This is a genomic window from Lysinibacillus louembei, from assembly GCF_033880585.1.
Classification (GTDB): Bacteria; Bacillota; Bacilli; order Bacillales_A; family Planococcaceae; genus Metasolibacillus; species Metasolibacillus louembei.
Genome location: NZ_CP137624.1, coordinates 2,025,918 through 2,038,577 on the forward strand (window position 1 = coordinate 2,025,918; position 12,660 = coordinate 2,038,577).

11 protein-coding genes and 1 tRNA gene are annotated in these 12,660 nt (G+C 30.4%); 7 read left to right on the plus strand and 5 right to left on the minus strand.

The genetic code is table 11. The features are described from left to right. The first annotated feature begins 775 nt into the window (after positions 1-775). On the plus strand, positions 776-1,972 hold the full coding sequence (locus R6U77_RS19865; RefSeq protein ID WP_406601104.1) for a DNA primase family protein: 1,197 nt from the start codon (positions 776-778) through the stop codon (positions 1,970-1,972). 28 nt (positions 1,973-2,000) lie between these two features. Further along, positions 2,001-2,561 (plus strand): hypothetical protein, encoded by a 561-nt coding sequence (locus R6U77_RS10070; protein WP_319835552.1) that lies wholly within the window; start codon positions 2,001-2,003, stop codon positions 2,559-2,561. A 227-nt stretch (positions 2,562-2,788) separates the two neighbouring features. Here the strand turns inward: R6U77_RS10070 and R6U77_RS10075 are convergent, their stop codons facing one another. After that, positions 2,789-4,000: a GmrSD restriction endonuclease domain-containing protein gene (locus tag R6U77_RS10075; RefSeq protein WP_319835553.1), complete on the minus strand. Its 1,212-nt coding sequence runs from the start codon at positions 3,998-4,000 to the stop codon at positions 2,789-2,791. Between the two features lie 595 nt (positions 4,001-4,595). Here R6U77_RS10075 and R6U77_RS10080 point away from each other — a divergent pair. From R6U77_RS10080 to R6U77_RS10095, 4 genes are all read left to right on the plus strand, one after another. After that, entirely contained in the window at positions 4,596-5,474 is an 879-nt protein-coding gene (locus R6U77_RS10080) for a sce7726 family protein (RefSeq protein ID WP_319835554.1), read from the plus strand. 16 nt (positions 5,475-5,490) lie between these two features. Beyond that, positions 5,491-6,471, plus strand: a complete 981-nt coding sequence (locus R6U77_RS10085; protein ID WP_319835555.1) for a sce7725 family protein — start codon at positions 5,491-5,493, stop codon at positions 6,469-6,471. Continuing rightward, positions 6,458-7,531: an RES family NAD+ phosphorylase gene (locus R6U77_RS10090; RefSeq protein ID WP_319835556.1), complete on the plus strand. Its 1,074-nt coding sequence runs from the start codon at positions 6,458-6,460 to the stop codon at positions 7,529-7,531. Before R6U77_RS10085 ends, R6U77_RS10090 begins: the two co-directional genes overlap by 14 nt. 537 nt (positions 7,532-8,068) lie before the next feature. Beyond that, positions 8,069-8,650, plus strand: a complete 582-nt coding sequence (locus R6U77_RS10095) for a tyrosine-type recombinase/integrase (RefSeq protein ID WP_319835557.1) — start codon at positions 8,069-8,071, stop codon at positions 8,648-8,650. Between the two features lie 328 nt (positions 8,651-8,978). Here the strand turns inward: R6U77_RS10095 and R6U77_RS10100 are convergent, their stop codons facing one another. The 3 genes from R6U77_RS10100 to R6U77_RS10110 are packed head-to-tail and all read right to left on the minus strand — an operon-like array spanning position 8,979 to position 11,078. Next, complete coding sequence (locus R6U77_RS10100) at positions 8,979-10,049, minus strand: DNA-processing protein DprA (protein ID WP_319835558.1); 1,071 nt, start codon at positions 10,047-10,049, stop codon at positions 8,979-8,981. Positions 10,050-10,062: 13 nt separating this feature from the next. Further along, entirely contained in the window at positions 10,063-10,566 is a 504-nt protein-coding gene (locus tag R6U77_RS10105) for a ComF family protein (RefSeq protein WP_319835559.1), read from the minus strand. Next, on the minus strand, positions 10,566-11,078 hold the full coding sequence (locus tag R6U77_RS10110) for an HAD family hydrolase (protein WP_319835560.1): 513 nt from the start codon (positions 11,076-11,078) through the stop codon (positions 10,566-10,568). Before R6U77_RS10110 ends, R6U77_RS10105 begins: the two co-directional genes overlap by 1 nt. A 652-nt stretch (positions 11,079-11,730) precedes the next feature. Here R6U77_RS10110 and R6U77_RS10115 point away from each other — a divergent pair. Further along, positions 11,731-11,840, plus strand: a tRNA-OTHER gene (locus tag R6U77_RS10115). A gap of 359 nt (positions 11,841-12,199) precedes the next feature. On the opposite strand, the gene R6U77_RS10120 is transcribed toward R6U77_RS10115, so the two are convergent. Beyond that, positions 12,200-12,616: a DUF3841 domain-containing protein gene (locus R6U77_RS10120; protein ID WP_319835561.1), complete on the minus strand. Its 417-nt coding sequence runs from the start codon at positions 12,614-12,616 to the stop codon at positions 12,200-12,202. Positions 12,617-12,660: the final 44 nt, after the last annotated feature.

The window sequence follows — 12,660 nt, forward strand, 5'->3', positions numbered from 1 at the left end:
TGATGAAATGAAAGAATTACTTGCAATGGAAAATGAATTAGCTTTATTGCAACAACAAGTAAATGGTCAAGCAATAGATAAAATGGCAAGTGAAGAAGCAGACAATAGCTATAGAAAAGACTTCTTCATTAATTTAGAACATGTTAATGATGAATTAGAGAGTGTTTTGGAGATAGAAGATATTTGTTTAAAAATTGAGAAGGAAATAGCTGCTTTAAAACAATTAAAGTCTTCTGTAAATCTTGATGAAGATGAGCTATTCAATTATTATTTGCTCAGTTTGTTGTATGCGGTGGAGCGAGAGAGTGGCTACGCCCATTATTTTATAAGATATAAAAATAAAATGTTGAGAGAGTTGGATATGAAAGCGAAGGATTTTGATGTAGTCTATCAATCTATCAGCAAGTTATTAGCAGATTATTATAAAAGTTTGAAGGATAGCAATATGGAAACAATCAACGCAGAAAAAAATAGAATGAAAAAATATTTGATTGATAATCGGTTAAATTATTGGCTTGTTGCGGAGGAACTGCTAAAAGAAGAGCATTTTATGCGAGAGGGTAATGCAAATTATATCTATGATAAAGGCGTTTATGTGGATTATCACAAGATAATGCATAAGAAAACCAAAGATAAATTAGGCGTGTTATATAGCGATATTAAAAATAGTAGAGAAGTGCTAAATCAACTGGAGATTGAATTAACACAATATGATGATACCGAAAAACACACAAATTATCAATATAAAAATCAACTTGCTACGACTATCAATTTTATGAATGGATTATATGATTTAAAAACAAATGAGCTAAAGCCTCATACACCTGCTTTTTTATCAAAAAATCAGATTCCATACAATTATAGTGAGCAGTATGATGAGCAATCTATGGAGATTTTGATGAATATTCTTCATACGATTGTAGAAGAGGATTCCATTCCTGTGTTATTAGAGTATATTGGTATGTGTATGACAGTGGGGATATTGCATCAACAATTTGTCATTTTATATGGTGAGGGTGGTAATGGGAAGAGTACATTATTAAGTCTTATCACAAATTTATTGGGCGCTGCTAATGTCAGCAATGTGAGCTTAGAGGATTTATCCAATGATAAAAGTTTTACGCTTGGCTTGCTAGAAGGAAAGCTCGCGAATATTGGTGGTGAGCTAGGCAAGAATGGTATGGTGGATATGAAAAATCTAAAGCTATTGACTGGTGAAGACAAAGTACGAATGGAAAAGAAATTTAAGGATAGTGAATTTAAAAGCAGCTATGCAAAGTTAATTTTCTCATGTAACTTCATCCCACCATTTAATGAAAGTGGTGAGGCAATTAAAAGGCGATTAAGAATTGTTAATTGCCCATATAAAGTTGCTGAAAAAGCTGTTTATAATAGTGAAGAAATAGCCATGTATGTAGCTGATGAAAAGGTTATTCAATGTTTAATACATTTGAGCGTAAAGGCTTATAGCCATGTTATCAATCATACAAAGCAATTAACCGTTACACCAACGATGGAAAGGCTCATTGAGGAGTATCTTAATTCTTTAAAAGTTGTCAAGAAATTTATGATGGAAAATGTCACGCTGCTAGATTATGAAATGCGTCATGGGAAGCATGAATTGATGATGGAATTGACTTATAAAAATCAGCAGAATGACATGGAAGTATTGAAGCTATTAGAAAGCGATTATATGACGCTGGACGAGTTGTATGAATTATATTTTGAGTGGTGTAAAAATAATAATTATCGAGCCAAAAATAGAGGGAATTTTGAAATAGATTTGTTTGCGGATATAGAAGGATTTGAAGGGCGAGTTGTGAAGAAGCCCATTAAGAAGAATGGTAAATCAAAGCGTGTGCAACAATGCTTTGGTGTGATTAAAGGCGAGTTGGAAGATTTTATAGAAAATAAAGTGGAGCAAGGTCATACGAATGGCAATGTGGTCAATTTAAAGGATTTAATGGGATAAGCATAATTAAATATGAAGGAGCTATTTTATGAAAAGCGATAAAAATAAAGTGATTCAAGTGGATTTTGTGAATAAAGGTCAAGAACAGGATGAGGGCATTTTTATTGGGGAATTCAATGAATGGCTTGGGATGAGCAGCAATGAGATTGATTTAGAAGGTTTTTCATGTGACTATGAGGCGTTTATAGAGCGTGATTTTCAGGTATCTTTAGCAGCGTATTATCAAAATGTAGCGGAAGAAAAAGTGGCATTAGAAAAAATTATTGAAAGAGAAGCAGGCGTGGTATGGCATTATATTAATAATGCCAATGGCTTGCTAAAAGTAAGTGATTTTTACAACATTAAAGAAAAAATCAATGATACGTTTTTATTTGCACAAATAGCACTTGATAGGGCTGTAGAGATAGAAGGGTTTATTGTCTTGGTGTTTAAAGAGTGTGAAATTGATGAAGTGATTTTTACTGATGAGGTAGAAGGGATTTGTACAGTAGAAGAAATGAAGGAATATTTTAATGAAGAAATTTTTAATAGTTTAAGTGAAGAGCGGCAAAAATATTTAAGAAGGGGCTTTGAGGATAAAGGGGAATAAGAAAAGTGGGTGGAATGAATAAAGTTCCATTCACTTTTTGCTTTAACTAAAATACCATTTTTAATAAGGAAGTGTTGAATCGTTGGTACAATCTCTAACGTTAAAGTAATAACTAAATATAGATTTTATATTAAGCAGGTATTGATAGGTAAAGGCATTAACATATTTAAACGTTTATACGAAATTGAAAGAAAAAAGACACTTTGAAAAGTGCCTTCTACATCGTGTTAGTTTGTTTGGTAAATTTCATCCGTTTTACTTAATAAATCATTAAATATGCTTCGACGGGATGAGTTAGTTTGATTATTGAAATTCACAGTGGTAACCCAATTCAATAGTTCATTTGTAAGAGATTGAGGTAGTTCTTCTATAGAATCAACGCCACTATAAGTGAAAAAACCAATTACATATGAAATGTAATCGACTCTATCGATATCATTCAAAGAATCATAATTATCTAGGAATTCTAAAGTCAATGTAAGAGATTTTAACGTTAAAGCAATTATTTCACGCAACTTGCTTACATCTAATTTAATAAGTATATCTTCCTTGGTATCTGAAGGGATAGGGGCATAATTTGTGTTATGATTACGTTTTTTTACAATAACTTCGTATGCTGGATTTAGTGCAGCTATAGGATATGAAACATTGGTTGTGAAGGGACTAAAGAGCTCCTCTACTCCGAATGATTTAAATGTTTCTTTAAATGGTAAAGTATACTCTGTATAAATGTCAAAATCTTTAACTTTAAGTTTTGAGAATGTCATTTGAATTTTTGTAACTCGACTACCAGCATTATTTAAGATTTCAAACCATTCAATTTGCTCAGCTTCGGTTAAATCATCAGCAACATTAATAGTATAATTATAGTTATGCATTTTACTTCTTACATTGATTAGTAGAGGATATAATTTAGCTAGTAAACCACGTTCAGTAAGGTAGTTTTCTAATAACTGAGCATTTTCATTTAATAAAATCCCAACGGGAATTTGATAGTTAGTCGGTGAACTTTCTATTATTTTAAATTTTGAAGCTGAAACATCTAAGACTATATTTACAAAATCAGGATGGTTAATATAACACTTAAAATTTGTCGTAAGACGTTGTTGACCATCTACTACAGAAAGATGCTTGTTTAAAATCTTATCATTTGAAATTAACTCTCTATCAATAAAAGAAATTTGCGAAACCATATTTTCTGTATCTACAATATTTATCTCATTGATTGATATTGGAGCAACAGGAGCTTTTCCAAATAATTGATAATCAAGAAGGTCCACAGCCTTTTTTAAAGTCCAGCTAACATCACGCTGATAAAGTGGGAGTGTGATTTGATTCTCTTTTATTTTTCTACACATTTCATGTACTTCCATACCATGGCTTTTCTTAGTTGGATTAAATCCTACAGCTTGACGTAATTTGCTATTAATTCTAACCAATTGATTGACCTCCTTATATGCTGCTTAAATGTAGCAGCTACCTAATTTTTTTGTTCTAAAAAAAGTAAAAACCTTTTAAATCAATGTTCTTTGAGAATTAGACATATCTGAGCTTCTCAAATATATATTAGGTCATTATCTTTTAATTGTAAAATAAAAACATCTAGGTATTTCATATTTTTCATTTTAAAGTAGGTTAAGAATTTTAATATGCAAGTTATTGATATAAATAATCTAGAGAAATTGTGATGTTCAATTCTTGAGAAGATAAATGTAAAATTAGATAGATTAGCAAAAATTCTTCTTTCACAGGAATTAATGAAGTAAGGCATGTAGTTATAGGTATATAGGTTGAAAGATTCTTAACTGTGTTGGTCAGTTTGTTTAAAAACATTATGTTGGTAAAATAGACTATAAAATTATCGGGCAAGGTAACCTGTTCATGCTAAGAAGATAACTAGTAGGAAACATGACGCTTTGATATGTTAGCAGTATTCTTGGCATTGAACTCTATCCAATAAATAACAAGGTTGGAATAAAAGATGCTCATAAACGTGGAGGAATAAAATAATATAAAATAATTGGATGAAAAGGAATGTTTTTTAAAATTGAATCACTAGAGAGCGCAACAGATGATATTGAAAAGACTAGAATCAAGGTGAGAATAATGCAACAAAGTAATTTAGCAAATATATACTCTAAGAAGTATATTGAGAATATATTGAAAAAGTATGACTATTATCAAGACTTAAGGGCTGTAGATGAAAATATAGAAGAGTTATTTGAAAGTTATAAAATAATGAAGAAATCTTATAGAAATGAATATTTTTATAAAAATACATTATTCAACAAACATGTTTTAGGTAAATATAACCTAAATACCACATTTGTAATGAACGAAGTAACAATAAGTAAATCTAAAGCTGATATGATAATTGTAAATAAAAATTTACCCATAGTATATGAAATCAAGACTGAATTAGACAATTTTGATAAGTTAGAGCACCAGATTATAGATTATTATAAAGTAGCTTCTTTAGTTTATGTTATTACTGCTGAAAACACTTATTATCCACTTTATAGGATGTTAAAAGATACTAGAGTTGGTATATATGTTTTGACGAAACGTAATACATTAAGTTTGAAGAAAAAAGCAGAGGAAGAAGCCGAATTTCTAAATCATAAAATTTTATTTAAGTTGCTTAGAAAAAGTGAATATGAGAAAATAGTAATGGGTTATTTTGGGTATTTACCGAATGTAAACGCATTTGAATATTATACTGAATGCCTAAAATTATTTACGGAAATTGAAATATTAGAAGCACAAAAAATGGTTTTTAATGAGATTTGGAGGAGGGAAGAAGAAATTGTAAAAGGAACAATACAAAGTATACCTTATGAATTAAGATGGTTGGTATATAGTTGTAAATTCAATAAAAAGATTTATGAAAAAATACTTGAAATTTTTAACTAATAAGGGAGTGTAATCAATGTATTTTCCGTATTTGAGAGGGAGGCAGTTTGATTTAATTGCAATTCGTGAGCTAGTAGAGAAAAATTTAATAGATGAGCATATAGTTCCTATAATAGAACCAATAAAACTTTCATCTACCCTTATCTCAACATTAAGAGCTTTTGTAGAAACACAAAGAGAGGTACTTTTAATTCAAAATCCTTGTGTTGGAAATTTTGCGAATGAATTAGAAACTCATGAGTTATATGAAGAATACGTAGAATTATTAAAAAATCCATATATTGTTATAACGCATTTTTTTAATGAAAATTCGGTATTTGAAATACCTGAAATAACAACTAATATTGAGAAAAAAATTGAGGATTTAGCTATCATCCATAAAAAGGATAATATTGGACTTTTGCCGATATATAAAGAAATTTATTCTAGTGTAATTCCAAAATATACCATAATTCCTTATGAACAGGCTTTTAGAAGAAGAATGAGAGGACAAAATCTAGTTTGTTTAAAAAATGAATTTAAAAAACAAAAAAGAAATACTGACTATGCTATAGATGTGGATGAGTTTTTTTCAGAAGAGCATTTACACTATAATTCAGAAGGACTTCTTGGCTTTTCCGATTATTCAGTAGTAGGTGATGATTATAGTGAAGGTGGATTCGCACCATATGCAATAGCTCTTCATATTGTTTATTTTGCGTATGATAATGACAATAGCGATTATGTGTTACGAATTAGGCATTTTGTATCTGATTCAAATGATGATATTCGTGACCCTGCCTTAAAATGCTCAGAGGCACTTAAGAAACTTGAAGAATGGACGTATACTATTAGATTTGATAATCTTTTCAAGACATATGCTATAGAACAATTATTAGAACATTTTTATAGAGGGGCATATCCAGGATTACCAACTTTGAAAAAATTAGCACTAATGCATCATATTCAATTAGTAAATATTTTTTTGAGAGGAGAGGTTACGGATGAATTGCTGTGAAAAATGTTTTAAAGACATAGAATTGATAGCAATTATCCAAGGTAAACAAAGGAAAGGAAACTGTGATATATGTAAGTCTAAAGTAGTCTATATCTATGATATGGATACTGATGAAGGATTGGATGTATTATTTGATGATTTTTTAAGTATCTATAAACCTAAATCAATGTTACCCGATAGTTTTCCTAATTCTAAGTTGTGTTTTTTAAAGGACGAATTAGTACATAATTGGAACATGTTTGATTTAGATTCCACTCAAGTATATCATTTACTTTCATGTTTAATGGAAAAGCAATTTCCAATGAAGATAAAACTATTAGATGAACCAGTTGGTATTCCTCAATTAGCAGATTTAGATTTTATAGCCAATAATAGTATTTTAAAAAGTTATAGTTGGGAAGAGTTTGTTGAATATATAAAACATGAAAATAGATTCCACTCTGCCCATATAAATTATGATGTACTAGATGAATTTTTAAAAGGTTTAATAGTTACTATAAAAAAAGGTTCTAAATTATATCGAGGTAGGATATCTAATGACAAAGATTTAAAAATTATAGAGATGGGTGCACCACCTCAAGAGAAGGCAACAGCAGGAAGAGCCAATTCAGAAGGAATTAGTCATTTATATTTAACTACTCATATTGATACAGCTATAAGAGAAATCAGACCAGGGGAACAAGATAGGGTATATATTGGTGAATTTATATTAGACGAAGACCTTGTTATTGTAGATTTAAGAAGTTTGGAAAGCATAAGTGTATTTCAAGGGTTTGATAAGTTAAGGTATGCACTAAATTTATCAAACATAAAGAAAATAAGTAACGAAATTTCAAAACCTGTTAGAAGAAATGATAGTAAGTTAGATTATTTACCTACACAATACATAGTAGATTATATAAAAAGTAAGCGTATCGAAAAAGAGTTTGAACATTGTGTTGGAATAGGGTTTAAAAGCACACTTTGTCATAGAGGTCATAATATAATGATTTTTAATCCAGAAATATTGGATTGTAATGATTTAACTAGTCGTGTTATCTCACAAGTAATTTATAACTAATATTTAAAATAATTAGATATTGGTAATGGAGAAATTTGAGAATCTAAAAAGATTCTCTTTTATTTTGCGTTCAATGTTGAATAAAGGTGTAATATCTATTAAAGTGTTAAGTTCTAAGACCGCCTGTAGTACTATAGAAATGTGTTCTAAACAAGCTATATGAATTGAAATAGCTCACGAAACGATTCCATTTAATAACTAAATTATATACAAAAGCTTTAAGTAGGATTTTGAACCAAGTTCGTAAAATATATAATACCCCTAGTGGAGAAATATTAAATTTACCTACTATATGTTGAAGAAATTGGTTTCCTAAAAAATACGAATTGTAAAAAATCTCAGTGAATATTGCAGAGATTTTTTGTTTGGGCAAACTATTTATTTATTATATGGGGTTTCTATTAATAAATGTATGCTTTTTAGTATTAGCATACATATCAAATGTTGATATTAAGCCATTCACTTATTGATACTCTATTGAATGTATGGTAATATTAAAATATTTAAAATAGCATACATAATAGAGGTGGTAAAAAAATGGCTAATTTGAATGAAAAGAAAGGCATGTTAATTGATGTACAACCCATAAAAAGTAAACAAGAAATTAATGAATTAATCGAAGCATTAGGAATGTCACAAAATGGATTACGTGACCAGTTATTATTTAAAATAGGCGTTTCAACAGGATTAAGATGTGGTGACTTAGTGGCTTTGAAAGTAGAACAATTGAAAGGCAAATCTTCATTCAAGATTCGTGAAGGTAAAACGAAGAAGGAGAGAACGGTTTATTTGAACAATTTAATGGCTGATATTGCAGATTATATTGAAACATTGCCGTTTGATGCAATTTATTTGTTCCCTAGTCGCAAAGGTGATAGTCACATTACAACAACACAAGCATATCGTATTATTGCTAAGGCTGGCGATATGATAGGTAACCATTCAATAGGAACACATACAATGCGTAAGACATTTGGTTACACATACTACCAAAAAACAAAGGATGTAGCGACATTGATGGAAATATTTAACCATTCATCACAAAAGACAACACTACGCTACATTGGCATTACAGATGAAGCTATTGAGAATAGCATAAAAAGTATTTCTTTTTTCTAATTAATCAGCGAGAATATTTGGCATGGAAATACAAGAAGCTATAATGACATTTGTAGTCAATCTCAGATGAATCTTAAAACCTCTAAATGCAAAAGTAAGGAATAAATCATAAAGTAAAGGGCATTCCGTGTCGCATTGAACAGAAAACCCTTTATTTTATCGAAAAACGAACATCTACGTTAAAATAATGTTCCTGTTTAAATAGTGTGTTTTTTTTCTATTTAACCCATGAGTAGACAATATATTATGATAAAGTGTAATGTATATGAATATAACAAAAAAAATAATATAAAAAACTTCACATTGAATATAGTTGTTTTTATACTATTTAACTGTATATTTTCTTTACATAAGAAATTACATTTTCCTGAGGTACATTATGGTCAAGAATCTTTTTTAATACTAAGTCGAGCTCTTCGCTGAGTTCTTTTGGAATCTTTTTATCAGAATAATTAATGAAATCATTTGGAACAATTACATTATATTCTGACGCTTTGTTTTTTATTTCTGTAATTATTTTTAAGTAATCATCAGAATCATTAATTACTAGTGCCTTATTGTAATGTATTAATTCATAAATGCCTTGAGTAGCTGTTACAGATTCGGGCTCTTGTGGATAGGGACAAAAAAGAAGGCGATTTTGTAACTTTGTAAATCTTATGGTATGTTGAGTACCTCCTTCTATAGGTGTTTGCACAGGACAAACTGCAAGAGAAAGCCCGCTTTGAATTCTATCTCTATTTACAAATGCAGATTTGAATGGTCGTGCATTAATCGGGTACTCAGAAACTAATAATCCTCCACTAGCAATTATTTGTTCTGCTAATAAAGTATTTTCTTTTGGATATATACTATCTAAACCAGATGCAAGAACAGCGATTGTTTTTCCATTAGTAGCTTCTAATGCACCCAGATGACCAGCAGTATCTATTCCTTTTGCCAATCCACTGACTATTGTATATTTATTGTTTGCAAAAATGCGTGCTATTTTTTTTGCGGCTAATAATCCAATTTTAGTAGGTTCTCGAGTTCCTATAATCGCAATACATGCAGAATTTTTTAAGAGTTCTACATTTCCTTTTGCATATAGTATTATTGGAGGATTTTCGATTTCTAATAAAAGCTTAGGATAGTATTCATCGTTAATAGGAATCATCTTAATACCTTGATTATTGTGTAATTCAATTTCTTTTGAAACTTTATTTTGTTCATCTTTTAGAAAAGCTGTATTAGTAATTTGCTCTAATATTACTTTTTTCTTTATAATAGATTTTATTAAATCAAAATTATCTTCAATTGACTCTAAGGACAATGTTGGGCATGCCCTATATAAAGAAATAAGTGTTTTATTACCTAATCCCTTCACATTACTTAATATATGCCATACTAAATTTGGCAAGATATTCACCCTCTTAAACTGTTTTTGCAATAGCGATTTTCTCTACTTTTGATGCACCAGCATTTAAAAGAAGTTGTTTACACGCCTCTAGAGAACTTCCTGAAGTGGTAATATCATCAAGTAAAATTACCTCCTTTCCTTGGATTAGAGACGCGTTTTGTACTTGGATTGAGTTGATGTGTGTGTGTACATCTCTGGGTCCGCCATTAGCTGCTTTAGGAACAGACGTGTGGCGAACAAGACATGATGTTGCATCAATTCTACCATTTTCCGCAAGTAAACGCCCTAATTCCTTTATACCAGTATCAATTTTATTGGAATCAGATGAAGGAACAACCGCAATTAATACATTTTGTTTAATGTGGGGGTCAATGGAACTATAAAAAAGATTAATGGCATCTTTATTTCCCTCTTTTAAATCTAGAATTTTCCCAGAATATATTTTGGTGAAATTTGGATTTATTTCTTTGTTTGGTAGATAATATGGATGATAATCATAAAAATAAGTACATGTCATTATAGGGATTCTCCTTTGTTTAAAAGATTAATTAAGCTTGTATTTAATGAATCTGGGTTAGAAATAATCAAGTCTGCATTTGATGATTGATGTTGGCTAAAGGTACCATCTCCCCAAGTAACACCGATTGAAAATATACCAGCAGATTTAGCGGCAATAGTATCATTAAAATGGTCACCAATACTGATTGAATTTGCTGAATCTGTGTTTAAATTTTGTAAACATTTAAGAAAAGGCTCAGGATAGGGCTTTCTATAGGATGTGTCATGATATGCAATTAAACAGTCATAATGAATCTCATGATAGTTTAATAATTTTATCGCATACGGTCTTGGTGAATTTGTAACTATTCCTATTTGTGTGTATTCATTAAAGTGATTTGGATTGAATATTAGCTTAGTTTGATGAACGTTAGAATAACATTTATTCCATTCTCTATTATTTCTAAACATTTTAAGTGAATCAGTGCTTATTAATGTATTATCTAAATCAAAAATCAGTGCCTTAGTCATAATTCACCTCCTTATAGTATATATTTACTCTAATTATATTATTTATTTCCAATAATGTGAAACTAAAAACCCTGAAAATGTATTTTTTGATATATTCAATACTTTTCCTATGTAATATTTTAATACTAAAATGTTTCTTTTGGTCTATTTTGGGCGGATTTTATGGAAAAATTATCATTATAACCATTTTTAACTATATAAAATACTTATAGTTTGAAATAGGAAGAGAGTGAATTGAGGCATAACTTTTGATATGTGACTTTTAATAGTCATATAAAATGAAGTATTTTTTAGATTAGTAATAGGATTTTGTATTAGTTTGGGTATAATTAAAATCTTAATATACACAATCATAGAGGCGGGGAATACACAATCCACTCTGTGATTTATAATCCTAAAAAACATCGACAAACGTTGATGTAATAGTGTTTTTAAACAATCGCAATGACGGTGGCATTATACTTTCGAAGCACATGTTTTATGGAATCGTCATTTAGGTACCTCTAACAAAATTGAATAAGATGGTTCCATTCGATAATCAATTGATATACACTGGAATCAGTAAGGTCTGTGAACCAAGTTCGTAAATATGTAATACTCCCTAGTGGAGAAAATTGTTGAATATAGAAATGTAGATAGCTCACAAATGCTTGTGGCTCTAAGGTCGGCATAATGCCACGTGAACTGCAAATAGACAAACTACACGCGTAGAAGCCGGCGTATTGGAGCTTCTGGACGCGGGTTCGACTCCCGCCGTCTCCACACTAATAACGACTGTGAATACAGCTCTACCAATGATTATTAAGATGTGGATAGTGTACAAGGGTTGTGCTCTTGAACAATATTCACATCTTTTCCTATAAGGTGAGCTTGAAAACAAATACTAAAGCGATTAATCATCCCTTACGTATGCAGGTTTTGATATTATCTAAATAGATAGGCAATCACTTTAATTTTTTGGATGCTTGAAAAGTTATTATAAAGAACAGTCTCTTTCAACCATCCAAAAACTAAATTCAAACCAAGTTTACTTTTGGATAATCTTTCACATCACCCCCTACCAACAAACCTCCAAACTTTCCTAACCTGCTCATCGTAATTTGTGGTGTCACACCTTGTAACTAATGCTTTTGATAATCTCCAGCCCAGTCAAAGGGTCTGTTTGCCAACCATTGATAGTTGAATAGTTGTTCCCATGTTTGAATCACTTCTTTTTGTGGAAATCCTTTTTTCTTAAAATTATCCCATTCATTTTCAGCATATGTAATGGGGCTATTGTTTAAGATGGCATGCCAGACATCGAATGATGACCATAAAATTTGATTTTCAGGGATGTCTAATTTTAAAATCACCCATCTTTCTCCCTTTCGTGCAAGTGCCTTTTCATTTCGATTAGGTCGTCTTTGCCACAGCCATATAGGGTAGTTTTCCATAGCACAATGAGCGATGCGCTTTTTCATTTGCTCTATCATCCATTCATACGCTTCTGGAAACATCGCAAAATCTTTATGTCCTTCTAGATAGCCTTGTTCACGCATTTTTTATAAAGCTTTTCAGGTTTGACTGTGTATACAAGCAAAAT